Source organism: Aeromonas sp. S11(2024) (genome assembly GCF_041402345.1).
Taxonomy (GTDB): Bacteria; Pseudomonadota; Gammaproteobacteria; order Enterobacterales; family Aeromonadaceae; genus Aeromonas; species Aeromonas veronii.
Genome location: NZ_JBGLRC010000001.1, coordinates 1 through 24,978, shown reverse-complemented (window position 1 = coordinate 24,978; position 24,978 = coordinate 1). Strand labels below are relative to the sequence as shown.

At 57.1% G+C, this 24,978-nt stretch carries 25 protein-coding genes; 6 read left to right on the top strand and 19 right to left on the bottom strand.

The genetic code is table 11. The annotated features are described in order from the left end of the window. Window positions 1-108: 108 nt before the first annotated feature. From fdx to trmJ, 8 genes are all read right to left on the bottom strand, one after another. Window positions 109-447 (bottom strand): ISC system 2Fe-2S type ferredoxin, encoded by a 339-nt coding sequence (fdx, locus tag ACB040_RS00125; protein WP_005333808.1) that lies wholly within the window; start codon window positions 445-447, stop codon window positions 109-111. 1 nt (window position 448) lies between these two features. Beyond that, on the bottom strand, window positions 449-2,296 hold the full coding sequence (gene hscA, locus ACB040_RS00120) for a Fe-S protein assembly chaperone HscA (protein ID WP_005351033.1): 1,848 nt from the start codon (window positions 2,294-2,296) through the stop codon (window positions 449-451). Window positions 2,297-2,324: 28 nt separating this feature from the next. Next, the gene (gene hscB, locus ACB040_RS00115; RefSeq protein WP_371153950.1) at window positions 2,325-2,843 is read right to left on the bottom strand and encodes a co-chaperone HscB; all 519 of its coding nucleotides are present in this window, start codon (window positions 2,841-2,843) and stop codon (window positions 2,325-2,327) included. Between the two features lie 118 nt (window positions 2,844-2,961). Beyond that, window positions 2,962-3,285, bottom strand: coding sequence for an iron-sulfur cluster assembly protein IscA (iscA, locus tag ACB040_RS00110; RefSeq protein ID WP_005333812.1), 324 nt, complete (start codon window positions 3,283-3,285; stop codon window positions 2,962-2,964). 15 nt (window positions 3,286-3,300) lie between these two features. Next, window positions 3,301-3,684, bottom strand: a complete 384-nt coding sequence (iscU, locus tag ACB040_RS00105) for a Fe-S cluster assembly scaffold IscU (RefSeq protein WP_005333813.1) — start codon at window positions 3,682-3,684, stop codon at window positions 3,301-3,303. A gap of 41 nt (window positions 3,685-3,725) precedes the next feature. Continuing rightward, window positions 3,726-4,940, bottom strand: a complete 1,215-nt coding sequence (locus ACB040_RS00100) for an IscS subfamily cysteine desulfurase (protein ID WP_013723838.1) — start codon at window positions 4,938-4,940, stop codon at window positions 3,726-3,728. Between the two features lie 53 nt (window positions 4,941-4,993). After that, entirely contained in the window at window positions 4,994-5,497 is a 504-nt protein-coding gene (gene iscR, locus ACB040_RS00095; RefSeq protein ID WP_026035025.1) for a Fe-S cluster assembly transcriptional regulator IscR, read from the bottom strand. Window positions 5,498-5,589: 92 nt separating this feature from the next. Continuing rightward, a complete protein-coding gene (gene trmJ / locus ACB040_RS00090) occupies window positions 5,590-6,312 on the bottom strand; it encodes a tRNA (cytosine(32)/uridine(32)-2'-O)-methyltransferase TrmJ (protein WP_371153954.1) in 723 nt (240 codons plus the stop codon). A gap of 187 nt (window positions 6,313-6,499) precedes the next feature. Between trmJ and ACB040_RS00085 the strand changes: the two genes are divergently transcribed. Continuing rightward, window positions 6,500-6,916, top strand: coding sequence for a hypothetical protein (locus ACB040_RS00085; protein WP_005359788.1), 417 nt, complete (start codon window positions 6,500-6,502; stop codon window positions 6,914-6,916). Here the strand turns inward: ACB040_RS00085 and ACB040_RS00080 are convergent. Further along, entirely contained in the window at window positions 6,869-7,402 is a 534-nt protein-coding gene (locus tag ACB040_RS00080) for an SCP2 domain-containing protein (protein WP_139746632.1), read from the bottom strand. The genes ACB040_RS00085 and ACB040_RS00080 overlap by 48 nt on opposite strands. Before the next feature lie 189 nt (window positions 7,403-7,591). Between ACB040_RS00080 and ACB040_RS00075 the strand changes: the two genes are divergently transcribed. Both ACB040_RS00075 and ACB040_RS00070 read left to right on the top strand, forming a co-directional pair. After that, window positions 7,592-8,587, top strand: coding sequence for a peptidase U32 family protein (locus ACB040_RS00075; protein WP_042080116.1), 996 nt, complete (start codon window positions 7,592-7,594; stop codon window positions 8,585-8,587). Between the two features lie 11 nt (window positions 8,588-8,598). Further along, window positions 8,599-9,471 (top strand): U32 family peptidase, encoded by an 873-nt coding sequence (locus ACB040_RS00070; protein WP_371153956.1) that lies wholly within the window; start codon window positions 8,599-8,601, stop codon window positions 9,469-9,471. A gap of 65 nt (window positions 9,472-9,536) precedes the next feature. Here the strand turns inward: ACB040_RS00070 and nlpI are convergent, their stop codons facing one another. The 7 genes from nlpI to queA form a co-directional block, all read right to left on the bottom strand. Further along, window positions 9,537-10,481: a lipoprotein NlpI gene (gene nlpI / locus ACB040_RS00065; RefSeq protein ID WP_005351017.1), complete on the bottom strand. Its 945-nt coding sequence runs from the start codon at window positions 10,479-10,481 to the stop codon at window positions 9,537-9,539. Window positions 10,482-10,571: 90 nt separating this feature from the next. Beyond that, window positions 10,572-10,940: a rhodanese-like domain-containing protein gene (locus ACB040_RS00060; RefSeq protein ID WP_005351016.1), complete on the bottom strand. Its 369-nt coding sequence runs from the start codon at window positions 10,938-10,940 to the stop codon at window positions 10,572-10,574. Window positions 10,941-11,024: 84 nt separating this feature from the next. Beyond that, the gene (gene secF / locus ACB040_RS00055; RefSeq protein WP_371153959.1) at window positions 11,025-11,972 is read right to left on the bottom strand and encodes a protein translocase subunit SecF; all 948 of its coding nucleotides are present in this window, start codon (window positions 11,970-11,972) and stop codon (window positions 11,025-11,027) included. Window positions 11,973-11,982: 10 nt separating this feature from the next. Beyond that, window positions 11,983-13,836, bottom strand: coding sequence for a protein translocase subunit SecD (secD, locus tag ACB040_RS00050; protein WP_371153961.1), 1,854 nt, complete (start codon window positions 13,834-13,836; stop codon window positions 11,983-11,985). Window positions 13,837-13,854: 18 nt separating this feature from the next. Then, entirely contained in the window at window positions 13,855-14,190 is a 336-nt protein-coding gene (gene yajC / locus ACB040_RS00045) for a preprotein translocase subunit YajC (RefSeq protein WP_005337327.1), read from the bottom strand. A gap of 52 nt (window positions 14,191-14,242) precedes the next feature. Then, window positions 14,243-15,379: a tRNA guanosine(34) transglycosylase Tgt gene (gene tgt, locus ACB040_RS00040; RefSeq protein ID WP_005337329.1), complete on the bottom strand. Its 1,137-nt coding sequence runs from the start codon at window positions 15,377-15,379 to the stop codon at window positions 14,243-14,245. Window positions 15,380-15,453: 74 nt separating this feature from the next. Then, on the bottom strand, window positions 15,454-16,506 hold the full coding sequence (queA, locus tag ACB040_RS00035) for a tRNA preQ1(34) S-adenosylmethionine ribosyltransferase-isomerase QueA (protein WP_005344678.1): 1,053 nt from the start codon (window positions 16,504-16,506) through the stop codon (window positions 15,454-15,456). A 212-nt stretch (window positions 16,507-16,718) separates the two neighbouring features. On the opposite strand from queA, the gene ACB040_RS00030 reads away from it, so the two are divergent. The 3 genes from ACB040_RS00030 to ahpF all read left to right on the top strand — a co-directional run bounded on the left by ACB040_RS00030 (window position 16,719) and on the right by ahpF (window position 20,140). Then, the gene (locus tag ACB040_RS00030) at window positions 16,719-17,165 is read left to right on the top strand and encodes a CBS domain-containing protein (RefSeq protein ID WP_041235032.1); all 447 of its coding nucleotides are present in this window, start codon (window positions 16,719-16,721) and stop codon (window positions 17,163-17,165) included. 704 nt (window positions 17,166-17,869) lie between these two features. Continuing rightward, a complete protein-coding gene (gene ahpC / locus ACB040_RS00025; RefSeq protein WP_005337335.1) occupies window positions 17,870-18,436 on the top strand; it encodes an alkyl hydroperoxide reductase subunit C in 567 nt (188 codons plus the stop codon). Window positions 18,437-18,559: 123 nt separating this feature from the next. Then, on the top strand, window positions 18,560-20,140 hold the full coding sequence (gene ahpF / locus ACB040_RS00020) for an alkyl hydroperoxide reductase subunit F (RefSeq protein ID WP_371153965.1): 1,581 nt from the start codon (window positions 18,560-18,562) through the stop codon (window positions 20,138-20,140). Between the two features lie 136 nt (window positions 20,141-20,276). On the opposite strand, the gene ACB040_RS00015 is transcribed toward ahpF, so the two are convergent. The 3 genes from ACB040_RS00015 to ACB040_RS00005 all read right to left on the bottom strand — a co-directional run. Beyond that, window positions 20,277-20,993 carry an SIMPL domain-containing protein gene (locus ACB040_RS00015; RefSeq protein ID WP_021229694.1) on the bottom strand — a complete coding sequence of 239 codons (717 nt, stop codon included), beginning with the start codon at window positions 20,991-20,993 and terminating at the stop codon, window positions 20,277-20,279. Between the two features lie 56 nt (window positions 20,994-21,049). Continuing rightward, entirely contained in the window at window positions 21,050-21,610 is a 561-nt protein-coding gene (locus ACB040_RS00010) for a hypothetical protein (RefSeq protein ID WP_371153967.1), read from the bottom strand. A gap of 85 nt (window positions 21,611-21,695) precedes the next feature. Then, on the bottom strand, window positions 21,696-24,978 hold a 3,283-nt coding region (locus tag ACB040_RS00005), incomplete at its 5' end, for a DUF5801 repeats-in-toxin domain-containing protein (protein WP_371153969.1).

Genomic DNA, 24,978 nt, shown 5'->3' with positions numbered 1-24,978 from the left:
AAGAGAGAATAACGAATACAAAAAAGGCCGTGCCCCCGAGGGTCACGGCCTTCCACCATATCACTGAAGCACCACAGGATGCTGCACGTGCAATTCACTCATGTGTAATTAATGGCGTTCAGAGGCAAGGTTCAGGGTGTACTTAGGCAATTCCACCACCAGATCCTCGTCCGCCAGTTTTGCCTGGCAGCTGAGGCGCGATTCCGGCTCCAACCCCCACGCCTTGTCCAGCATGTCGTCTTCCAGCTCGTCACTTGGCTCGAGCGAGTCAAAGCCCTCGCGCACCACGCAGTGGCAGGTGGTGCAGGCACAGGATTTCTCGCAGGCGTGCTCGATTTCGATACCGTTGCGCAGCGCCACATCCAGAATGGTCTCGCCGCTTTGCCCCTCGAGGGCGGCGCCATCCGGACAGAGTACGGGATGAGGAAGAATGATCAGTTTTGGCATATTACACCTTGTTGACGTTTTGTCCGGTCAGCACCTTGCGGATGGAGGCGTCCATCCGGCGGGCTGCAAACTCGCCACTGACAGCATCTGCTGCCTCAATGGCTTCTTTGATTTGATGGGTTGCACCGCTGTTGCGCATGGTCAGCAGATGGGCGATGGCGGCATCAATCTCGGCACGCTCGGCAGCATTGAGCAGGGCATCGCCATCAGCAGCCAGCGCGGCATTGAGACTCTCGACCACCCGGTCAGCTTCAACCTGCTGCTCGGCCAGCATGCGGGCATCCATATCCTGCTGGGCGTTCTCGATGGAGGCACTCAGCATGTTGAGGATATCCTGCTCCGCCAGCCCGTAAGAGGGCTTGACCTGGATCTCGGCCTGCACGCCGGAGGATTTCTCCATGGCGCTGACCGAGAGCAGACCATCCGCATCCACCTGGAAGGTGACGCGAATATGGGCGGCGCCGGCTGCCATCGGCGGAATACCGGTCAGGGTAAAGCGGGCCAGGGAGCGGCAATCGGCCACCAACTCGCGTTCACCCTGTACCACGTGAATGGCCATGGCGGTCTGACCATCCTTGAAGGTGGTGAACTCCTGGGCGCGGGCAACCGGGATGGTGGTGTTGCGCGGGATCACCTTCTCGGCGAGGCCACCCATGGTCTCCAGACCCAGCGACAAGGGGATAACGTCCAGCAGCAGCATCTCGGCATCGGGCTTGTTGCCCACCAGGATATCGGCCTGGATAGCGGCGCCAATGGCGACCACTTTATCCGGATCGATACTGGTCAGCGGCGTGCGCTGGAAGAACTCGCCCACCAGTTCACGCACCAGCGGCACCCGGGTGGAGCCACCGACCATCACCACTTCCAGCACTTCCACCTGCTCAAGGCCCGCATCGCGCAGGGCGCGGCGGCAGGCCAGCAAGGTCCGTTTCACCAGCGGGGTGATGAGTTCATCAAACTGGCTGCGGCTCACTGAACCCTGCCAGCCAGCAAAGGTGCACGCCACCTGCTCGGCATCGGTCAGGCCATGTTTGACGGCAGCGGCCACATCCAGCAGCTCGCGCTGCAGATGGGCATCCAGCTCACCGGAGAGGCCCGCCTGCTCCTTGATCCAGTCCGCCAGCAGGTGATCAAAATCATCGCCGCCGAGGGCGGAATCGCCGCCGGTCGCCATCACTTCAAACACACCGCGATGCAGCCGCAGAATGGAGATATCGAAGGTACCGCCCCCCAGATCGTAGACCGCAATCACCCCTTCCTGACCGGAGTCGAGGCCATAGGCAATCGCGGCCGCAGTCGGCTCGTTGAGCAGCCGCAGCACGTGCAGACCGGCCAGACGGGCCGCATCCTTGGTGCCCTGACGCTGGGCATCATCGAAATAGGCGGGCACGGTAATGACCACGCCATCGAGATCGCCCCCGAGTGTCTGGGCGCCACGCTCGGCCAGCTTTTTGAGAATTTCGGCCGAGACCTGCACCGGATTGACCAGCCCCTGACGGGTTTGCAGTTGCGGCATGCCATTGTCGGCGGCAACAAACTGGTAAGGCTGCTGGCGGGTATCGATATCGGCCAGCGCCTTGCCCATCATCCGTTTGACCGAAACGATGGTGTTGTGAGGATCGAGCGCCGCTTCGCGCTTGGCATCAATCCCCACTCGAATGGCGTCGCTTTGATAGTGCACCACTGAGGGAAGCAGGTCGCGCCCTTGCTCATCGCAAAGGGTATCGGCGTGACCACTGCGAACCGCAGCGACGAGAGAGTTGGTGGTGCCGAGATCGATGCCGACGGCACGTTTGTGCTGATGAGGAACAGCGCTCTGGCCGGGTTCGGCGATTTGCAGTAATGCCATGGGTAATGAAACTTCCAGCGTTAAAGGATCAAGACTCGAGAAGCGAGTCTTCGAATCGTTCCAGCTCTTCGAGGAGCTTGTCGACAAACTTGAGCTTGCGAACGCAATCAGCGGCAACGAGATCTTTGCCGGCGGCAAGAGACTCGGTCAGCTGCTGCATCAACATCTGGTGATCATGCCTGATCTCGCTGCGAAAATCCTTGATGGCGCGCTCAGGGTCTGCGTCATCTTTCAGATCGGCCAGACGCTCGCGCCACTCCAGCTGCTGCATCAGAAACGCGGTATCTTGCAGAGTCTGCTGTTCACCACGGATATCGGTGCCACGCAGGGAGAGCAGATATTCTGCACGGCGCAGCGGCGCCTTGAGGATGGTGAATGCTTCGTTGATCTGGGCGGCACGTTGCACCGCAGCCAGCTGCTCCCGTTCGGGGGCGGTGGCAAAACGATCAGGATGGAATTGGGTTTGCAGCTGGCGGTAGGTATCAGCCAACTGACGGGTATCGAGCTCGAAGCCTTCAACCAGCCCAAACAGCTCGAAATGATTCATGCAAACCTCTTGGAAACGTTCGCCACAACCTCACTCGCCCCTAGCAAATGAGATGTGGTTGAACGGGTCATGGGCGACCCGCTCAACCACAGACGAAGGATCATTGACGTCAAACATCTCAGACACTGAAACTTTCGCCGCAACCACACTCGCCTTTGGCGTTGGGATTGTTGAACTGGAAGCCCTCGTTGAGGCCCTCCTTGACGAAATCCAGCTCGGTGCCATCCAGATGGATCAGGCTCTTGGCATCGACAATAATCTTTACGCCCTGCTGCTCGAACACCTGATCCTCATCGGTCAGTTCATCAACGAACTCAAGCACGTAGGCCAGACCGGAGCAGCCGGTGGTTTTGACGCCGAGGCGCAGGCCAATGCCCTTGCCCCGGTTAGCCAGAAAAGAGGAAACCCGTGCCGCGGCGGCATCTGTCATGGTAATAGCCATACTGCTCTCCGACGCTTAGAGACCTTTCTTCTGCTTGTAATCGGCGATGGCGGCCTTGATGGCGTCCTCGGCCAGAATGGAGCAGTGGATCTTCACCGGTGGCAGGGCCAACTCTTCAGCGATATCTGTGTTCTTGATGCCAGCCGCTTCGTCCAGGGTCTTGCCCTTGACCCATTCGGTCACCAGGGAGCTGGAGGCGATGGCGGAACCGCAGCCGTAGGTCTTGAACTTGGCATCTTCGATGATGCCTTCATCGCTGATCTTCAGTTGCAGCTTCATCACGTCGCCACAGGCGGGCGCTCCGACCATGCCGGTTGCAACGCTGGGATCATTCTTGTCGAAACCACCGACGTTGCGAGGATTCTCGTAGTGGTCGATTACTTTTTCACTGTAAGCCATATCTCACTCCTGCTAATTCTGTTGCTCACTGACCAGATAGATCAGTGATGAGCCCATTCGACCGTGTTCAGATCGACGCCGTCTTTGTACATCTCCCACAGAGGGGACATCTCGCGCAGACGACCGATGGAGTCACGAATAAGCTTGACCGCGTAGTCAATCTCTTCCTCGGTGGTGAAGCGACCCATGCTGAAACGGATGGAGCTGTGTGCCAGCTCGTCGTTCAGACCCAGTGCGCGCAGCACATAGGAAGGTTCCAGGCTGGCGGAGGTACAGGCCGAGCCGGAAGAGACCGCCAAATCTTTCAGCGCCATGATGAGGGATTCCCCTTCCACATAGGCAAAGCTGACGTTGAGGTTGCCCGGAACACGTTGCTCCAGATCGCCATTGATGTAGACGGCTTCAATATCCTTGATGCCATTCCACAGACGCTGGCGCAGAGCCAAGATGCGCTCGCCTTCACTCACCATCTCTTCTTTGGCGATGCGGAAAGCTTCGCCCATCCCGACGATCTGGTGGGTCGGCAGAGTACCGGAACGCATGCCGCGCTCGTGGCCGCCACCGTGCATCTGGGCTTCCAGACGAACGCGGGGTTTGCGGCGAACAAACAGTGCACCGATCCCTTTCGGACCATACACCTTGTGCGCAGAGACGGAGAGCAGGTCCACTTTCAGTGCTTCCACATCTACCGGGATCTTGCCCACACTCTGAACGGCATCCACGTGCAGCAGGATCTTGCGGGAACGGCACAACTCGCCGATGGCGGCAATGTTCTGAACCACGCCGATTTCGTTGTTCACATGCATGATGCTGACCAGGATGGTGTCATCACGCATGGCATTCTCGATCATCTCGATAGTGAACAGGCCGTTTGGCATCGGCTCAAGATAGGTCACCTCGAACCCTTCACGCTCCAGCTGGCGACAGGTATCGAGCACCGCCTTGTGTTCGGTCTTGGAGGTGATGATGTGCTTGCCCTTGCTGGCATAGAAGTGGGCAACACCCTTGATGGCCAGGTTATTGGATTCGGTCGCACCGGAAGTGAAGACGATCTCGCGGGGATCGGCACCGATCAGATCTGCCACTTGATTACGGGCCAGATCCACCGCCTCTTCGGCTTGCCAGCCAAAGCGGTGAGAACGGGAAGCCGGATTGCCGAACAGGCCATCCATGGTGAGACACTGCATCATTTTTTCTGCGACACGCGGGTCCACCGGACAGGTTGCCGAATAATCAAGGTAAATAGGCAGTTTCATGTTTTTCTCCGTCACAGTCCGGGTCATACAGAGTCCCGCTGTGGAAAGCACGTTTATAGTTGGACTTTCAAGCTCACATCGCCGTGTTCTGCCCGATCAACCAGGGACAACACGGTCTTCATTTGTTCATCTTGCTTGCCGGCAATGCGGCGCACATCGGCCTGGCGTACCAGCTCGGCCAGCGTGATATCCCCGAGGAAGCTGGAAATCCGCTCACTCAGGTCGCGCCACAGGGAGTGAGTCAGGCACTGGGTACCGCCGTGGCAACCGCCCTTGCCGAGACACTTGGTGGCATCGACCGACTCATCGACCGCGGTGATCACCTGACCAACCGAAATCTCGCCTGGGGCCAAACCGAGGCGATAACCACCGCCCGGGCCACGCACACTGCTCACCAGACCATGTTTGCGCAGGCGGGCAAAGAGCTGCTCGAGATAGGACAACGAGATGCCCTGGCGCTCGGAAATATCGGCAAGGGGGACGGGCCCCTGCTCTGCATGCAGCGCCACGTCGAGCATGGCGGTTACAGCGTAACGTCCTTTTGAAGTCAGTCTCATGTGCCTTACCGTCTTGCGAAGCAATTTAATGGGGCACATGGTCACATACCCGACCAAATCAGTCAAGTATATGGTTGAGTAAATCAGTCGGATTAATCCGGTACGCGCGCTTTCTGCACCGAGGTCAGAATACCGCGCAGAATGTTGAGCTCAGCCGCTTCCGGCCGAGCCCGATTGAACAGGCGACGCAGCTTGCTCATCACATGACCCGGATGGTCATCGGCAATAAAACCGGTCTTCATCAGGGTTTGTTCCAGGTGCTGATAAAACCCTTCCAGCTGGGCGGCACTCGGATAGACCATCTCGTCTTCAGGCTCGGCGGCCTGCCCATGCAGCCAGCGCATCCGCACTTCGTAGCAGAGAGTCTGCACCGCCATGGCCAGATTGAGAGAGCTGTAATCAGGATTGGCCGGAATGGCCACGTGGTAGTGGCACTTTTGCAATTCGTCGTTGGTGAGACCGGTGCGTTCACGGCCAAACACCAGCGCGACCGGGTGCTGCATCCCCTCGACTATCGACTTTTCGCCGGCCTCACGGGGATCGAGCATGGGCCAGCTCAGGGTTCGAGAACGAGCGCTGGTGCCAATCACCAGACCACAATCGGCGATCGCGTCGTCCAGTGTCGGGACGATACGGGCATTGGCAAGCACATCGCTGGCACCAGCCGCCAGGGCGAAGGCATTGTCATCCGGCAAGGCTTGCGGATCAACCAATACCAGCTGGGTCAACCCCATGGTCTTCATGGCACGTGCCGCAGACCCCATGTTGCCGGTATGAGAGGTGTTTACCAAAACGATACGAATCTGATCCAACATGCCCAGTCAATCTTCAGTCAAAAATGGCGCGCAATTGTAACATAAGAGAACACCATGTTGGCACCGTAAAAGCCGAGCCATTTCAGAACAAAACCACCCGTTTGTATAACAAACCAGCATGAGGGAAGTGAGAGGGGGGGACTAAACTTGATGGATATCCGATAAACGGCACAGGAGACACCGCGCCATGCTTCCTCCCTTTATCTATGAAAGATTGCCCAGCCTCTACCTGCTGGCAGCCATTGCCATTATTACGTTGAGTGATCAGCCCCTGCTCTGGTTTGCAGGCGCCTTACTGTTTATCGCCGGAGCGGTGACCTGGATGATGCGCTCCAGCTACCGACGTACCGATCTGATTATCTTTCCGAGCAAACGCTGGCTACAGCCGGAGTGGCTGTATGAAGCGCAGCCCTTCATCTGGCTGGCTGCGGGGCTAGCCATGTCACAGCTGCCCGCCCCTGCGGCACTCATCGCCTTGGTGCCCTGTCTGTGGGCCTGTCGTTGCCTCTGGGCACGGCACCATTATCGTCGCCATGCCCATGGGGTGATTGTCCACTTAAGACGGGATCCCGCCCGGCGCCGTCTGCACCGAAGCCTGCGCTGACTCGGTGCGGGCCCGTTCGATAAACGTCGCCAGATCCATCAGGGGATACTTCATCAGGCTTGGCAAGCCATCGAGATCCAGACTGTCCATCAGGTTTTTCACCTCAAGGCCCAGTTCGGTATCCCCTTCTATCTTCAGCTTGCGCTGGAAAAAGAGCGAATCCGGATCCTCTTTGCGACCGGCAATCAGGATCAGGTCGTTGGCGGTACCGCTGAAGCAGACATCGGCCTTGTCACACTCGCGAGCCACCACCAGCTGGCCATTCTGCTCACTGATAAACCAGCACAGCTCCAGATCAGAGACTTCGACTTTCAGCCACTTGTCTGCCAGAAACTCGAAATCGCCATCTTCGATAGCCTCTTTGAAAACCCGGGCCAGCAAACTCTCCATCAGCTGCTTTTGCAGATTGAAGGGAACCAGCTTGAGGGGATGGCGCAAGAAGCGCGGAGCCTGTTCGACCAGGCGGCGTTGCAGTTGTTGAAACACGATAGACTCCCTTTTTTGCGCATTCAAACACAGGGAGAGTGTCAAGATCCTGTTGGAAATCAAACTTGTGCAGGGTTACCTCAAGAAGGGTAAAGCCACACAAAGCTGCCTCAGGTCAAAAAGCGGGAGTGCATGGCTGCATACAATCAGGGCTCGTTTGCCCTTCATATGCACTCTCGGAGCGTACCAATGGAATTACTCTGTCCGGCAGGCAGTTTGCCGGCACTGAAAACCGCCGTGGATAACGGGGCCGATGCCGTTTATATCGGTTTCAAGGATGACACCAATGCCCGCCACTTTGCCGGTCTCAACTTTACCGACAGCAAACTGGAGAAGGCGGTAGATTATGTGCATCAACATGGTCGCAAGCTGCATATTGCCATCAATACCTTTGCCCATCCCGGGGCCGATACTCGATGGAAACAGGCGGTTGATCGCGGGGTGGCCCTCGGCGCCGATGCGTTAATCATCGCCGATCTCGCTGTGCTGGAATATGCCAGCCGCCACTACCCCGAGATGGAACTCCATGTCTCGGTGCAGGCCAGCGCCACCAATGCCGCCGCCATTCGCTTCTATCAGCAGCAATTCAATGTCACACGGGTGGTGCTGCCCCGGGTGCTCTCCATGCATCAGGTCAAGCAGCTGGCCCGCGAGACCGATGTTGGCCTTGAGGTGTTCGCCTTTGGCAGCCTCTGCATCATGGCCGAGGGGCGCTGCTATCTCTCCTCCTACATGACTGGCGAGAGTCCCAACACCGTCGGCGCCTGCTCACCGGCCAAGTTCGTCCGTTGGGAAGAGACCCCGAATGGTCTCGAGTCGCGACTCAACGAGGTGCTGATCGACCGCTATGGCCCGGGCGAAAATGCCGGTTACCCGACCCTGTGCAAGGGGCGTTTCGACGTGGATGGCCAGACCTACCACGCGCTGGAAGAGCCCACCAGTCTCAATACCCTGGGTCTCCTGCCCGAGCTGTTCAAGACCGGGATCCAGTCGGTCAAGATTGAAGGGCGCCAACGCAGCCCCGCCTATGTGGAGCAAGTGACCCGGGTGTGGCGTGCGGCCATCGATGCCTATCAGGCCAATCCCGAGGCCTATCAGGTCAAAGCTGAGTGGGATGCCCAGCTCGCCCGCGTCTCCGAAGGTAGCCAGACTACCCTCGGCGCCTACCATCGTCAGTGGCAATAAGGAGTCCACCCATGCAATTTTCTCTCGGGCCTCTGCTCTTCTACTGGCCCAAAGCCGATACCGAAGCCTTTTACCATGCCGCTGCCGACAGTCAGGCCGACATCATCTATCTGGGGGAGACCGTCTGCAGCAAGCGGCGCGAACTCACAGTCGATGACTGGATTGCGCTGGCCCGTCAGATGGCCTGCTCCGACAAGCAGGTGGTGCTCTCGACCCTCGCCCTTATCTCCGCCCCTTCCGAGCTCAAGGAGGTGAAGCGGCTGGTCGACAATGGCGACCTGATGGTCGAAGCCAACGATCTCGGTACGGTGCAACTCGCCTGGGAGGCAGGGATCCCCTTCGTCTGTGGTCCCGCCATCAACGCCTATAACGCCGATGTGCTGCGCATGCTGCTCAAACAGGGGATGAAACGCTGGGTCATGCCGGTGGAGCTCTCCCGTGACTGGCTGATCCAGCTCAATCAGGATCTGGGCCCCCTGCGCGACCAATTTGAGGTGGAGGTGTTTGCCTACGGCCATCTGCCGCTCGCCTACTCGGCGCGCTGCTTCACCGCCCGATCCCTCGACAAGCCCAAGGACAACTGCGAGCTCGCCTGCATCAACTACCCCACCGGACGACTGGCCAACAGCCGCGAGGGGCAGCGGGTGTTCAATCTCAACGGGATCCAGACCCAGTCCGGTTACTGCTACAACCTGGGTAACGAGCTGGCTGGTATGGAAGGTCTGGTAGATGTGGTCAGGCTTTCGCCGCAAGGGATGGAGACGCTGGAGATGCTGGCCCGCTTCAAAGCCAACCGGCAGGGCCAGGCACCCCTCTCCTTGCAGCAAGGAAGCGATTGCAACGGCTACTGGCGTCAGATCCCCGGCATGAGCCTGGTGGAGTAAACCCGCTATTTGCCCAACAAAAAGGCCTCATCGCGAGGCCTTTTTTACCACTATCTGGCAGTAGATCAGGAGGGCTGATCACCCTTGTTACGAGCGCTCTGGGCACCTGGCGGCAAGGGCTTGCGCGCCATCAACTCCAGCTCCAGCAGCGCATAGCGGTGCTCGATGAAGTCATAGACGTTGTTGGATAAGGCCAGCTTGAAGTAGCTGATGGCTTCCTTGCGGTTGCCTTTGCCCAGCTCGAACTTGCCCAGATAGAAGTAGGTTTCACACAGGCGCTCGGCAAGCTCCCGGTTATCCTTCACCCCTTTCACCACGTTGCCCATCAGCTGGGAAGCGTTGATCTCGCCGGTATAAAGGCGCACCAGATCCCAGTTCCAGGCATCGTCATCGTACTTGTTGAGACGCTCGCGCATCCGGCTCATGGCGGCCGACGGGTCGAGTTTCTGCTCGGCCAGATAGAGCCAGATCACCCGATAGGGGTCTTCCGGCTGCGCCTCGTAGAAACGCTTCATATCGGCCGCAGCCAGTTCGGGACGGTTGCCGTAATAGAGGGCGATGCCACGGTTGAGATAGGCATAGTCATAGTCCGGCGCCAGTTCGAGGGCGGAATCGAACGCATCATAGGCTTCGTCGTAATTCTGCTGCTGTACCAGATAGACGCCGATGAAGTTGTAGGCTTCAGCGAAATCCGGTTTCTCCCTCAGGGCACGGTTGAAATCGAGCCGCGCGAGGGAACGCAGACCAACCCGATCAAACACCACGGCACGTTCATAGAACAACTCTGCCCGTTGCTCGGTGGTCAGTTCCATTTCACTGAGCATCTGCCCGAGTCGGGCAAGCGCCAGCTCACTCTGGTAGGAGACCTGCAGGGGGGTCGCCAACACCAGTGAAGCAGGCTGCGGCTTGGGAACCTTGGGGGTGTTAACCTGACTGCTACTGCTGCAACCCCACATGGGAAGCAACAACAGGATACCGAGGAGGTATCCAATCCCTTTCCTGACGTTCAATGAACACTCCGACGCTTACGCTTGACCCCGCATATGGTAAAGGTCAACTGCCGCTTTGTCATGTAGCTGTGCCCCTCTACCTCAAATAAATCAGGATTCGACAGGGTATCCGGCATCGCACCAACCGCGAAAGCCGCCGTCGACGCTGATCACCTTGCGATAACCCATCTGTTGCAGGTTGTCCGCCGCCAGAATGGAGCGAAAACCACCACCACAATAGAGGTAGAGCTCGGTCTCGAGATCCGGGAACTGGGTCTCGATATCCCGCTCAATCACGCCACGACCCAGATATCGGGCTCCGGGCAGATGGCCCCTGGCCCACTCGCTCTCTTCCCGCACGTCGATCAGGTGAAACGTGCGCCCTTCGTCCTGCCAGCGCTTGATCTGGTGAACATCGGTTTCGGTGATGCGGGAGCGGATCCCGTCAACCAGCGCCAAAAAACGGGGATTGTGATGCATGACAAACTCCTGTTGTTTAAATCATGTGCGTCAGCAAACAACACGCAGAGATAAGAAAAGAGCGCCATGAGGCGCTCTTCACTGTTACGGCAGAATTTCCTGTTGGTCCGCACCCTCTTTCTCTACTTGGGTGGGCAGCATGTGCTCGCGCTTGACGCCGAGGAACATGGCAAACGCACTCGCCACATAGATGGAGGAGTAGGTACCGAACGCCACACCGATCACCATGGCCACGGCAAAACCGTGGATCAGTGCACCGCCCTTGAGCAGCAGCGCCAGCACCACGATAAAGGTGAGGCCGGAGGTGATGATGGTACGACTCAGGGTCTCGGTCATGGAGAGATCCAGAATGTATTCGGTATCCCCTTTACGCACCTTGCGGAAGTTCTCCCGCAAGCGGTCGAACACCACGATAGTATCGTTAAGGGAGTAACCCACCAGGGTCATCAGCGCCGCCAGTACGGTCAGGTCGAACTCGTACTGGAAGTAGGCAAAGACACCCAGCGTGATCACCACGTCGTGTACCAGGGAGAGAATGCCCCCCAACGCCAGACGCCATTCGAAACGCACTGCCACGTAGGCCAGGATACAGAGGATGGAGGCCAGCATCGCCAGCGCACCGTCTGTCGCCAGTTCATCACCCACCGAAGGACCGACGAACTCGACCCGCTTGAGCACAGCGCCCTCATCGAGCAGCTTGGCCGCCGCCAGCACTTCATTACCTTGCTGTTCGACCTTGACACCCTCTTCCGGAGTCAGGCGGAACAATACGTCACGGCTGGAGCCAAAGTGTTGCAGGGTTGCCCCTTCAATCTTCTGCTCTTCCAGAGCGTCGTGGATCTTGTCCAGGCTCACCGACTGCTGGAACCCCACCTCGATGGTGGTACCACCGGTAAAGTCCAGACCCCAGTTCAGCCCCCGATCAAACAGGAAGAACAGGGCTACCACCATCAGCACGGAAGAGAAAACCACACCCGGCTTGGCATAGCGCATAAACGGGATCGGTTTTTCAAAATGTAGAATCTGAAACATCTCTCTATCCTCAGATGGGCAGCTTGTCGATACGCCGTCCACCCCAAGCCAGGTTGATAATGGCACGGGAAACTGTGATGGCAGTAAACATGGAGGCGGTCAGACCAATGCCCAGCGTCAGGGCAAAGCCCTTGATTGCGCCGGTGCCGATACCGAACAGGATCACGCAGGTGATCAGCGAGGTGACGTTGGAGTCGGCGATGGTGGAGAATGCCCGATCAAAGCCCAGATGGATGGCTTGCTGAACACCGCGACCGTTGCGGATCTCTTCACGAATACGCTCGTAGATCAGTACGTTGGCATCCACCGCCATACCCAGCGTCAAGACGATACCGGCGATACCCGGCAATGTCATCGTGGCCCCCGGGATCATCGACATGATGCCGACAATCAACACCAGGTTCATACAGAGCGCCAGGTTGGCAACCCAGCCGAACGCGCGGTAGTAGATCCCCATGAACAGCACGATCACCAGCATGGCCCAGCCGATGGCTTCCATACCGCTGTCGATGTTCTGTTGACCCAGGCTCGGGCCGATGGTGCGCTCTTCCACGATCTGGATCGGGGCGATCAGGGCACCGGCACGCAGCAGCAGCGCCAGGTTGTGGGCTTCGTTGGCGTTGTCGATACCTGTGATACGGAACTGGCTGCCAAGACGCGACTGGATGGTGGCGACGTTGATCACCTCCTCCTGCTTGCGGAACTTGCGCTTGCCATCCGGACCCGGTTGACCGACCGGCTTGTACTCGATGAAGACGGTCGCCATCCCTTTACCGACGTTATCCTTGGTAAAGTTGGCCATCTTGTTGCCACCCTGGCCATCCAGCTTGATGTTGACCTGGGGACGGCTGTACTCGTCGAAACCGGACTGGGCACCCACGATGTGGTCACCGGTCAGGATCACCCGCTTTTGCAGCACCACGGGACGACCATTGCGATCGTTGTAGACCTTGGAGCTGGGCGGGACACGGCCATCGGCCGCAGCCTGGATGTCGGCAGTCTCATCGACCATGTGGAATTCCAGGGTCGCGGTTGCACCCAGGATCTCCTTGGCGCGGGCGGTATCCTGAATACCGGGCAGTTCAACGACAATGCGCTCGGCGCCTTGCTGTTGTACCAGCGGCTCGGCCACGCCCAGTTCGTTGACCCGGTTACGGATGATGGTGATGTTCTGCTCGAGGGCGTACTTCTTCACTTCCTTGATCTTGGCTTCGCTCAGACCAGCCTGCAGGATGAACTCATCCCCTTTCTGCTCGGTAGTGAAGGTCAAATCAGGGTTCTGACGACGCAGATGAGAAACAGCGCGTTCCTGATCGGCTTCGTCACGGAAGATCACCTGCACCAGATCACCGACCCGGCGCACGCCGGAGTAACGGATCTTCTGGTTGCGCAGCTCGGTGCGAAAATCCTGCACCATCTGCTCTTGCTGCTTGGTCAGTGCTTCGGCCATGTCCACTTCCATCAGGAAGTGCACACCACCGCGCAGATCAAGACCCAGCTTCAGAGGCGCCGCACCGATGGCTTCGAGCCAGGCGGGAGTGGAAGGTGCCAGGTTGAGTGCGGTAATGAAGTTGTCACCCAGCTTGTTGGCAACGATATCGCGCGCTTTCAGCTGGTCTTCTGTGTTCTGGAAACGGATCAGGATAAAACCGTGCTCGAATGCAGCATGTTTGACCGGGATCTTGGCCGCTTCAAGGGTCTCTTTCACCAGATCAAGAGTATCTAGCTTGACTTCGGCACCACGGCTGGCAGAAACCTGCAAAGCCGGATCTTCGCCGTAAAGATTGGGGGCTGCATATAGAAAACCGATGGCGATCACCAGGATCACCATCAGGTATTTCCACAGCGGATAGCGATTCAACACGCTGTGCTCCTTGGGAGATTAAAGGGACTGGATAGAACCCTTGGGCAGAACGGCAGAGACGAAGTCCTTTTTGATGGTGACTTGAGTCTGGTCGTTCAGGGCGATCACCAGGTAATCGCTGTCTGCAGCCACTTTGGCAATTTTGCCAACCAGGCCACCGGAAGTGAGCACTTCATCACCCTTGGACAAGGAGCTCATCAGATTGCGATGATCCTTGGCACGCTTGGCCTGGGGACGATAGATCATGAAGTAGAAGATCAGGCCGAATACGGCCAGCATGATGATCATTTCCATACCACCACCCTGTGCACCCGGTGCTGCGCCTTCTGCATACGCCTTGGAGATAATGCTCATTTAACAACCTCTTATTGATGTAGATTAAAAAAAACAAAATTATATGTTGTTGTTATTTAACGTCATTTTCAGCTAACGGAGGCACAGGCTTCCCTTGCCGACGGTAAAACTCTGTTACAAAGTCGTCTAATTTACCCTGCTCGATCGCGTCCCGCAAACCCTGCATCACGCGTTGGTAATAACGCAGGTTATGAATCGTATTCAGACGGGCACCGAGGATCTCGTTGCACTTGTCCAGATGATGCAGGTAGCTGCGGCTGTAGTTTTTGCAGGTGTAGCAATCGCACTCGGCATCCAGGGTGCTGGTGTCGTTGCGGTGCTGGGCGTTGCGGATCTTCACTACGCCATCGGTGGTAAACAGGTGGCCGTTGCGGGCGTTGCGAGTCGGCATGACGCAGTCGAACATGTCGATACCACGGCGCACCCCTTCCACCAGATCTTCCGGCTTGCCGACCCCCATCAGGTAGCGCGGCTTGTCGGCCGGGATTTTCGGGCAGACGTGCTCGAGGATGCGGTGCATGTCCTCTTTGGGTTCACCCACGGCCAGACCACCGACCGCATAACCGTCGAAACCGATCTCCAGCAGCCCCTTGAGGGAGACATCACGCAGATCTTCGTAGACCGAGCCCTGAATGATGCCGAACAGGGCGTTCTTGTTGCCCAGCGCATCAAACTTGTCGCGGGAACGCTTGCCCCAGCGCAGGGACATCTCCATGGACTTGCGCGCTTCTTCATAAGTGGCCGGGTACGGGGTGCACTCGTCGAAGATCATCACGATGTCGGAGCCCAGATCGTACTGGATCTCCATGGACTTCTCGGGGTCGAGGAAGATCTTCTCGCCATTGATGGGGTGACGGAAGTGGACGCCCGCTTCGGTGATCTTGCGAATATGGCCCAAGCTGAACACCTGGAAACCACCGGAGTCGGTCAGGATCGGGCCCTGCCAGTTCATGAAGTCATGCAGATCGCCGTGGGCACGCATCACTTCCTGACCCGGGCGCAGCCAGAGGTGGAAGGTGTTACCCAGCAGGATCTGGGCGCCGGTTTCACGCACTTCTTCAGGGGTCATCCCCTTGACGGTGCCGTAGGTCCCGACCGGCATAAAGGCCGGCGTTTGTACCACACCACGTTCGAAGACCAGTTGACCGCGACGGGCACGGCCGTCGGTGGTTTTCAGTTCAAATTTCATTGCTACCTCGGCTGCGTCAGATAAACAGTCTGACAATAGGAGGGCCGCTCACGGCCCGGTAAATAAGCTGAAGCTTATGCTTCAACCTGGCGACGGGTGACGAACATGGCGTCCCCGTAGCTGAAGAAACGGTACTGCCCGGCCACGGCTGCCTGATAGGCCGCCATCACGTTGTCATAACCGGCAAAGGCGCTGACCAGCATGATCAGGGTCGACTCCGGCAGATGGAAGTTGGTGACCATGGCATCGACAATCTGAAACTGATAGCCAGGGAAGATGAAGATGTCGGTGTCACTAAAGAAGGGCGCCAGCGGTTTGCCCTGTGCCAGGGTGACCTTGGCCGCGCTCTCCAGCGAACGGACCGACGTGGTCCCCACCGCAATCACCCGGCCACCACGGGCACGGGTGGCCGCGATGGCATCCACCACCTCTTGCGGCACTTCCGCATACTCGGAGTGCATATGGTGATCTTCAATCTTCTCAACCCGCACCGGCTGGAAGGTCCCCGCCCCTACATGCAGGGTGACGAAGGCCGTTTCAACCCCTTTGGCCCGAATTTTCTCAAGTAGCGGCTCATCAAAGTGCAGGCCGGCGGTCGGCGCCGCGACGGCGCCCGGCTTTTGATTGTAAACGGTCTGGTAGCGCTCCTTGTCGGCATCCTCGTCGGGACGGTCGATATAGGGGGGCAGCGGCATGTGGCCGATGGCCTCCAAAATCTCCAGCACCGGACGCGGGTCGAGGAAGTGGATCTCGAACAGGGCGTCGTGGCGGGCGCGCATCTCTGCCTCCACACCACCATCCATGATCATCCGGGTGCCGGGCTTGGGCGCCTTGGAGGCACGGACATGGGCAAGCACGCTGTGCTCGTCCAGAATGCGCTCGACCAGTACCTCCAGCTTGCCGCCGCTGGCCTTCTGGCCAAACATGCGCGCCGGAATGACACGGGTGTTATTGAATACCAGCAGGTCACCCGGATTGAGCTGATCCAGCACATCCACAAATTGACCGTGGCGCAGGGCGCCAGTTTGACCATCGAGCTGCAACAGGCGGCTGGCGGTACGCTCTGCCATCGGATAGCGGGCAATCAGCTCGTCTGGCAGATCAAAATGAAAATCGGATACTTGCATCTTTCACCTCGGGGGGAATCGGCGGCTAGTCTAGTTATCCCCATCTTCCAAGGCAACCCAAAAGACCAAAAACCCAAGAGAGACAAGGGGTAGCGAGCAATATTGAGACACACCTCCGGTTAATGATTCTTTAATGTTCTGTATTGACCCTGATCATGTTTTGCCAATGGGCGCTGGGCTAGGGTGAAAGCAGATACACAAGGAGGCCCACCATGATGACCCTATCCGAAATCATGACCGAACATCCCTTCACTCTGGGTCCGTCAAACAGTGTCAAACAGGCGATGGACCTGATGCAGCAGGAGCGGATCCGCCACATTCCCATCGTCGACGAGCAGCACCACCTGCTGGGGCTGGTGACCCTCACCGATATCCTGGCCACCCGGGAATCCAAGCTGCTGCTCATCAGCCCGGAGCGGGAAGCCGAATTTACCGACAGCGTACAACTCGACGAGATCATGACACGGCAAGTGGCGAGCGTAGATCCTCACGCCGGTATCAAGGAGGCGGCACTTTACCTGCAGCGACACAGATATGGCTGCCTGCCGGTACTCAAAGGACGCAAGCTGATCGGCATTGTCACCGAGTCGGACTTCATTGCCGTGGCCATCAACCTGCTGGAATTGATGGAAGAGCAGGAACCACCTATCGACTTTTGATAGATCTGGCTGTAATTAAATTACAATAAAAGCGTTTTCAGCCGTCAAAATAAGCTGAAATGATGAAACACTTTCATTTTGATTGAAAAATTACACCAAATACTTGCCTTGTGATCTGCGTCACACTATCATCCCTCTCATGCAATAGTTGCCGAGGGGGAGACGAGGGATTGTGCACCCATTATCTTCCTCTCATATGTCTGCAAGTTTGCACACCCCGTAGTTAGTCTTTGCTGTAAAGCATTTGTTTATATAGCCATTCCTTGTTTGATGACCCGGCCCTGTCGTTGCGATAGCGCCGGGATTTTTTTATCCGCGTTTTCTGCTCTCCCCCTTGTCAGCACAACTCCATCGCTGCGAGCAGCGGCCTCAACCTCCTGCGCCATCTGTTTGCTCCATATCTTTGCACCACCGTTTATCTCATCGCGTCATCGTGGCTCTGCACACCCTTTCTTATGCCTTGAAAAGGCGATGTAGCGCACAGATATTGAACCACGACAAGGAGTTATCTCAGTAGGCCAGAGATATTCATGTTAGGTACAGCCATAGTGAGTTATCTAATAAGTAGATTTAAGCGATTCAAAATTGCGGCTTTTATCGATTAGCGGAAGCCCCTATGATGAATCCATCGAAAGTTAAGCGCCTCGTCTGGCAAGACTCTTCAACACCAGACCGGCATATGTACATCACCAAGGAGCAATTACATGTCTACCTACATCAACACTGAAATCAAGCCGTTCAATGCTACCGCCTACCACAATGGCAAATTCGTTCAGGTGTCTGACGCTGACCTGAAAGGCAAGTGGTCCGTGGTCTTCTTCTACCCGGCTGACTTCACCTTCGTTTGCCCGACCGAGCTGGGCGACCTGGCTGACAACTACGCTGAATTCCAGAAACTGGGCGTCGAGATCTACTCTGTCTCTACCGATACCCACTTCACTCACAAAGCATGGCACGACACTTCTGACACCATTCAGAAGATCCAGTACCCGATGATTGGTGACCCGACTGGTACCATCACCCGCAACTTCGGCGTGATGATCGAAGAAGCTGGTCTGGCTGACCGCGGTACCTTCGTGATTGACCCGCAGGGCATCATCCAGATCGTCGAGATCAACGCTGGCGGCATCGGCCGTGACGCACTGGAACTGCTGCGCAAAGTCAAAGCGGCCCAGTACGTTGCTTCCCACCCGGGTGAAGTGTGCCCGGCTAAATGGAAAGAAGGCGAAGCCACTCTGGCCCCGTCCCTGGACCTGGTAGGCAAGATCTAAGCCTCCCGCTTCCAAGACCGGCCCGCATAAGGGCCGGTCTGCTTTCCGGCATTGCCAAATAGGCCTGAAAGCAGACCGACTCACATTTAATGCCAACTCGCCATTACAAGAAGGAATTCGACCATGTTGGATACCAACCTCAAACAACAGCTGAACACCTATCTGCAGTACATCGTCAATCCCATCGAGATCAGCGTGTCCGGTAACGACAGCGACAAATCTGCAGAGCTGCTGGCACTGGCCAGCGAGATCGCCGAGATGTCCCCCAAGATCACCCAGACCTCTGGCACTGCCGCTCGCAAGCCTTCCATGAGTGTCGCGCCGCAGGGCCAAGCCCCGCGCGTTCACTTTGCCGGCATCCCCATGGGTCATGAATTTACCTCTCTGGTGCTCGCCCTGCTGCAAAGCGGCGGCCACCCCTCCAAGGCCGATGCGGCCGTGCAGGAGCAGATCCGCAATCTCAAGGGTGAGTTCCACTTCGAGACCTATATCTCCCTCTCCTGCCACAACTGCCCGGACGTAGTACAGGCCCTCAACCTGATGGCGACCCTGAACCCCGGTATCACCCACACCATGATCGATGGCGCCCTGTTCCAGAATGAGGTCAATGAGCGTCAAATCATGGCGGTACCGAATGTCTACCTGAACGGTCAACCGTTCAGCCAGGGCCGGATCTCGCTGGAAGAGATCGTCGCCAAACTCGACACCGGCGCCGCCGAGCGCAAGGCTGCCGAGCTGAATGAGAAAGATCCCTACGACGTACTGGTGGTGGGCGGTGGCCCGGCTGGCGCCGCAGCGGCCATCTATGCCGCCCGTAAAGGCATTCGCACCGCCATCGTTACCGAGCGTTTCGGTGGTCAGGTGATGGACACCGTCGGTATCGAGAACTTTATCTCCGTGCCCTACACCGAAGGCCCCAAACTGGCCGCCAGCCTGGAGCAGCACGTCAAACAGTACGGCGTGGAAGTGATAACTGAACAGCGCGCCGCCGCCATCAGCAAAGATGGATATGTGAATGTGGATCTCGCCTCTGGCGCCACTTTGAAGAGCCGCGCCGTGATCCTGGCTACCGGTGCCCGCTGGCGTGATCTGAACGTACCGGGCGAGCTTGAGTACCGCACCAAGGGCGTGGCCTACTGCCCGCACTGCGATGGTCCCTTCTTCAAGGGCAAGCGAGTAGCTGTGATCGGTGGCGGTAACTCCGGCATCGAGGCAGCGATCGACTTGGCTGGCATCGTCGAGCATGTGACTGTGGTGGAGTTCGCCGACACCCTGCGTGCCGATGAAGTGCTGCAGAAGAAGGCTCGCTCCATGAGCAATATCGACATCATCATGAGCGCGCGCACCACCGAAGTGATCGGTGATGGCAGCAAGGTGGTCGGTATGGACTACGAAGATCGCACCACCGGCGAGATCAAGCACCTGGCGGTAGCGGGCATCTTCGTCCAGATCGGTCTGGTACCGAACACCGAGTTCCTGAAAGGGAGCGAGATAGCCCTGACCCGCTTTGGCGAGATCGAGATCGATACCAAAGGGGCGACCTCCCTGCCCGGCGTCTACGCCGCAGGGGATGCCACCACGGTACCGTTCAAGCAGATCATCATCTCCATGGGTGCTGGCGCCACCGCCGCACTGGGTGCGTTTGATTACCTCATCCGCAACCCGGCACCTGAAGCGACCAAGGCTGATACTGTGACCGCCTGATAAACCCGGCACAACAAAAAGCCGATGCTCGATTTAGTAAACACGAGCGTCGGCTTTTTTATATCTGCATCGATGCGCAATAAAAACCCCGCAGCAAATGGCGGGGTTGTTCATGACTGGACTTAAACGACGGGCATTACTCCAGCAAGAAAACAGCCTCGATATTATCACTTACCGTGATCTGCTGTTGTTGATAGCTGTTGTCCGCCATATCCGGCGCGGGAGCAGCCATCGCCATGGCCTGCACCACCTTCAGGTTGCGGCTGTAGGCGGTAATGGGCGAAGCATTGCGGTACTCCACACTGTAGACCTTGCCAAGCTTCATCCCGAACGCCTTGGCCAGAGATTCAGCCTTGGTTTTGGCATCCTCAACGGCATTCAGACGGGCCTGCTCCTTGATGACCTGCGGCGACTTCAACCCGTACTCAATCTGGGATACGGACTCCAGCCCGGCTTTGAGGGCGGTATCCATCAGGGGGCTCAATTTATCCAGTTGATAGAGTTTGACCGCCAATTGCCGCTGGGCACGGTATCCCAGCAATACCGGCTTCTTGTTCTCGCCATACTGATATTCCGGAGAGACCATCAGGTTGCCAGCCTCAACATCGCTGCGCTTGATCCCCAGCCCTTCCAGTTGGCTGAAAAAGGCTGCGACCTTGGTATCGACCTGCTGCTTGGCCTTGAGGCCCTGCTTATCCAGTGCACTCACCGCCACATTGAGGGTGAGCATATCGGGTTCGGTCTTCTGCTCGGCATAACCACTCACCACCAGATGGGGCGCTTGCGGCACTTCAATCGCCAGCAGCGGAGCACTGACAACCAGAGCGGAAAGAGTAAGAAGGGGACGCCACATAGAAAAAAACCTCAATCGGAAAGATTGAGGCCATTATGCCCGTGCAGCTACGGGATTCATATATCGTGCAAGGGGGGGAGCTGATCCAGTATCTGATTAGTCAGATCGAGGCTAATGGTGACCATGCTGCCGGGATCCTGGCTCTGGTTTGCCATATCCAGAGCAGGAGACGCGCCACAGACCAACACCTCATCATCGAAATGGAACGAGTCCCACGACAGAACGTGTCCTTGCACCGCCTGTCCGATATTGGTGCCACCACTTGCCTCCTCCATCGCAGACCAAGGGATGGTATCAGACGGCCCAAGCAAACTTTGTAACAACGGAGGGTGAAAACTGACCAGCGGATACTCCTGCTGACCCTGCTCATGGCCAACCAGAATCATGTTATGGGCAGACTCGGTATCCAAAACAGGCACATAGGTGATAGAGGCTGCTGCAAAGTCAACATAGAGCGAGCCCGCTACATCACCGGCCTCATTCTCTATCTCCATCCCATCCAGCCGATCACCAGCGATCGAGGCCTGATAGCCAAACTGGCCTGCGCAGGTAATGTTGCCCTGTCCATCCCAGCTATAACGGATGCCATCAATGTCGACCCAGTTGAATGACTGCATGATTACCCTCTCTTCTACGGCCGCTATCTTATCCATCCACCTTGAGAAAAAACAGGGGCCAGGCAAGCCCGGCCCCGAGACAGGGTTACGGATCAACCTTCAAGTTACCGTCATCCAGCAAGTGCTTGATGATATCCTGATTGGACCCAAGCGAGGCGAGATCGAGTGAGTTCTGGAACTGGATGGTCAGTTCCGGGCTCCCACCGGCCCCGGCAGGATCTATCGTCAACGTCTTGGTGGTCGTGTTGAACTGCAGATAGTTGATCAGCACGGCTGCCAAGTCTTCGTTGTCCCCCAGCGCTGGTACGCCAACCAGCAGATCAGACAGATCCAGCACATCCCCACCGGTACCGGTAGTGAAGTCCTTGATCACATCGGTACCACCCACATCCCCAGCCATCCACTTGAAGGTGTCCTTGCCAGCCTCCCCAGTGAGGATGTCAGACCCGGTCCCACCAATCAGAATGTCGATACCGTCACCGCCAATCAGGATGTCATTCCCTTTTTGGCCATAAAGCACATCATTACCGTCGCCACCTTCAAGGGTATCATCGCCACCGACAGCCCCCTCCTTACCATACACTGCATGCTGACTGTAAAGTTCGTTGAGCAGTTGCCCACCACTCTTGCCCGGATTGTCTGTAACAAACTCGAACCAACCACCATCCACATTGTCTGCATGAATGCTATCACCAAACATCACATCATTGCCGTTACCACCGACCAGATGGTCGTTGCCTACCGAGTTAGCGTTGATACTTCCACCGGTCAGCTGACCAATCACACTGCTCAATTGATTGGCATTAGTCACATTGGTAGCACTGCCACCAGCTCCCTCGACTTGGCTCAGCAGGCTCCGCGCACTTTCGTTAACCTGAATGCCAACCGCCTCGACGGTAAAGGCCTGTCCCGTCGATGAGCCGACGTTCTCGATCAGGTTGATCTCATTGACAGTATCATCATTGCTGTTGGGGGAGACGTCATAGGTACCCAGCACATGTTTCATGGCCCCTGTGGTGCTTAACGAAACTACCGAACTGGTTCCATTGCCTTGCAGCGCCCTGTTGGGCTCACCGTCGGAGACAAAGATGACCTTATTGACATCCGCCGCCGCTATAGGCGCATTTACCCCTGCAGACTCGATCCAGGTATTCGCTGCCACCAGACCCGCTTCATAGTTGGTGTATTGCGCAGCATCCGAGCCCGGCACCGTGATGGCATTGACAAAAGCTATCGCGGCCGCCAGTTGAGCTGCGTTATCCACACCGCCGGAAGTCAGGGTGAAGGTGCCGGAACCATTAACCTGGGTCGCAAATGTATCCAAATGCACCCGAATATCACCAGCGCCCGAGTTATAGAGACCATTCAGTGAACTTATCACCGCCTGTTTCATGGCATCCAGACGAGTCATGGTCGTTGTGGTGCCATTTGCATTGGTGAACTGAATGGTATTGGTCTGCATGCTGCCGGAGTTATCCAGTACAAAAGCGATATTGGCCTTTTGTCCGGGCAACTGCGTGGTGCCCCCCACGTCCCCGACCAACACATCATTGCCACCCTTGCCGGTAATAACCCCGGCACCGCCCGATACCTCATAGGGCACCGAGCTGCCGGTAACATCATCCGCATTGGTGCCCACAATCAGAACCGGGGCAACCACAGGCTCAAAGGTCACATCAAGTGTGGCCGAATCCCTATCCCCGTCGGCATCGACGACGGCCAGATCAAAGCTGCTCGTTACTGGGCTCTCGTCTACACGATCGACCAGCGTGACCTTCTGCACCCGGTAGCCGTAAGCCCCACCGTTGTCAGACAGTTCAACTCGCGTGATGTCCGTCAGGGTCGTCGGCACCTGCTGAAGCACACCGTCAGTGAACAGCGTGCTGCCACTTTCAGTGACCAACTCACCGTTAGCGTTGGTGCCATACACAGTCCAGTTAACGCTATTGGTCGTAGCGCCGGTTTGTACGTCAATGGCAAACGACACCTTGACGGCAGGCTCACTGAAGTCGAAATACAGCTTCTCGCTGCCGTCGACCCACTGATTGTCTGTCGCCAGCCCCTGAGTACTGGAATTGACAGAGTCTATTGATGAGTCGATAGACATGATTACGAACTGACCGGCCGGTACAACCTCTCCGGGTTTGTAGATGCCCCCGGTATTACTGACCACGAGATAATCCTGATTGCCGCCAGGAATATTCGAGAATGTCGCCGAGTATTCTTGGGTAGCGTTGTCCAGTTTGCCATTCATGTCGATGACATAATTACCAGACGTATTCAGGCTCAAGGTGAATATCAGTGACTGACCGGCACCACCGGTATAGGCGCCGGGCACCGTGCTGGTATAGGCATAGAGGATGCTCGGATCGGCTGCACTGACGTAGTAGTAAACCGTTGCCCCACCTGAGGTCAACGCGCTGGCAGCATAGGTAGTGCTTGAACCATCCCACCCACTGATGTTACCCGTCAGATCAGCCCAGCCGGCACCATCAGTGCCAATATCGACAACCGAACCACCTGAGAAGTAGCCACTGGCAGAGTTAGCCAAGACCGCATCCTGCACATTGCTGATTTCTGGGCCATCGTCCTCAAAGCCAAGCACCGGCCCCAAGTCCAAAGTGTTGGAACTGGCCGAATCGCCATCGTTGTCATACACCGTCACCTTGGCACCTACCAGCCCTTGGCTGATCTGGGCCAGGAAGTCGTGATTGTTGCTGATGTCGGTGTGCTTGATGGCCTTGTACTGAATCAGGGTGAGGTCGCCGTCATCAGCATCCATATGCAGACGGAAGACAACCGTGCCGTCAGCCGTGCCAAGGATATCGCCAGTGCCGTCTTCCTTCGACAACAGGATGTCGCCGCCTGTTGTCGCATCTAGGCCCGAGTTGGCGCTCGGCGCGCTTAGGGTCAGTTCGTACTTGGTCTTGCTGGCATCCTGACCGTCACTGCCGGAGTCTACCGTCAGACTGAACAGACTGGCGCCGGTGATGCTCTTGTAGCCAATAACACCGACTCTCTGGCCGGACTCATCATTGTTGGTCGCCTGCCCAGATTCGTCCTTAGTCGAACCGGTAGTGCCCACCGACTCGTCCACGAACAGTTTCACGCCCTCCTTCAGGCTGAAACTGCGAACCACCGGCACATCATCGGTGATGTTTACATTCACCTTGATGCCACCCACCACCGGGTCGCCATCGCCATCCTGCGCCGCAAAGGTAAAGCCATCGGTCAGCAACTTAACTACGTTCTCTCCCTCACCCGATACCAGCAGGTTGTCTGCCAGGGTGAAGGTGTACGAGCCATCTGCATTCACCTGCAAGCTGGCCGCCGCTCCAGTTGCTTCAGCCTGCACCGCGCCGTTCGCA

What these genes read in the sequence shown, in the direction of transcription:
- ahpF (WP_371153965.1), top strand. Translation starts at nt 18,560, where the DNA reads ATGTTGGATACCAACCTCAAACAACAGCTGAACACCTATCTGCAGTAC.
- tgt (WP_005337329.1), bottom strand. Translation starts at nt 15,379, where the DNA reads ATGAAATTTGAACTGAAAACCACCGACGGCCGTGCCCGTCGCGGTCAA.
- ACB040_RS00075 (WP_042080116.1), top strand. Translation starts at nt 7,592, where the DNA reads ATGGAATTACTCTGTCCGGCAGGCAGTTTGCCGGCACTGAAAACCGCC.
- iscA (WP_005333812.1), bottom strand. Translation starts at nt 3,285, where the DNA reads ATGGCTATTACCATGACAGATGCCGCCGCGGCACGGGTTTCCTCTTTT.
- iscU (WP_005333813.1), bottom strand. Translation starts at nt 3,684, where the DNA reads ATGGCTTACAGTGAAAAAGTAATCGACCACTACGAGAATCCTCGCAAC.
- queA (WP_005344678.1), bottom strand. Translation starts at nt 16,506, where the DNA reads ATGCAAGTATCCGATTTTCATTTTGATCTGCCAGACGAGCTGATTGCC.
- iscR (WP_026035025.1), bottom strand. Translation starts at nt 5,497, where the DNA reads ATGAGACTGACTTCAAAAGGACGTTACGCTGTAACCGCCATGCTCGAC.
- ACB040_RS00085 (WP_005359788.1), top strand. Translation starts at nt 6,500, where the DNA reads ATGCTTCCTCCCTTTATCTATGAAAGATTGCCCAGCCTCTACCTGCTG.
- hscB (WP_371153950.1), bottom strand. Translation starts at nt 2,843, where the DNA reads ATGAATCATTTCGAGCTGTTTGGGCTGGTTGAAGGCTTCGAGCTCGAT.
- ACB040_RS00015 (WP_021229694.1), bottom strand. Translation starts at nt 20,993, where the DNA reads ATGTGGCGTCCCCTTCTTACTCTTTCCGCTCTGGTTGTCAGTGCTCCG.
- fdx (WP_005333808.1), bottom strand. Translation starts at nt 447, where the DNA reads ATGCCAAAACTGATCATTCTTCCTCATCCCGTACTCTGTCCGGATGGC.
- ACB040_RS00030 (WP_041235032.1), top strand. Translation starts at nt 16,719, where the DNA reads ATGATGACCCTATCCGAAATCATGACCGAACATCCCTTCACTCTGGGT.
- yajC (WP_005337327.1), bottom strand. Translation starts at nt 14,190, where the DNA reads ATGAGCATTATCTCCAAGGCGTATGCAGAAGGCGCAGCACCGGGTGCA.
- ACB040_RS00070 (WP_371153956.1), top strand. Translation starts at nt 8,599, where the DNA reads ATGCAATTTTCTCTCGGGCCTCTGCTCTTCTACTGGCCCAAAGCCGAT.
- hscA (WP_005351033.1), bottom strand. Translation starts at nt 2,296, where the DNA reads ATGGCATTACTGCAAATCGCCGAACCCGGCCAGAGCGCTGTTCCTCAT.
- ACB040_RS00060 (WP_005351016.1), bottom strand. Translation starts at nt 10,940, where the DNA reads ATGCATCACAATCCCCGTTTTTTGGCGCTGGTTGACGGGATCCGCTCC.
- ahpC (WP_005337335.1), top strand. Translation starts at nt 17,870, where the DNA reads ATGTCTACCTACATCAACACTGAAATCAAGCCGTTCAATGCTACCGCC.
- ACB040_RS00010 (WP_371153967.1), bottom strand. Translation starts at nt 21,610, where the DNA reads ATGCAGTCATTCAACTGGGTCGACATTGATGGCATCCGTTATAGCTGG.
- secF (WP_371153959.1), bottom strand. Translation starts at nt 11,972, where the DNA reads ATGTTTCAGATTCTACATTTTGAAAAACCGATCCCGTTTATGCGCTAT.
- trmJ (WP_371153954.1), bottom strand. Translation starts at nt 6,312, where the DNA reads ATGTTGGATCAGATTCGTATCGTTTTGGTAAACACCTCTCATACCGGC.
- ACB040_RS00100 (WP_013723838.1), bottom strand. Translation starts at nt 4,940, where the DNA reads ATGAAACTGCCTATTTACCTTGATTATTCGGCAACCTGTCCGGTGGAC.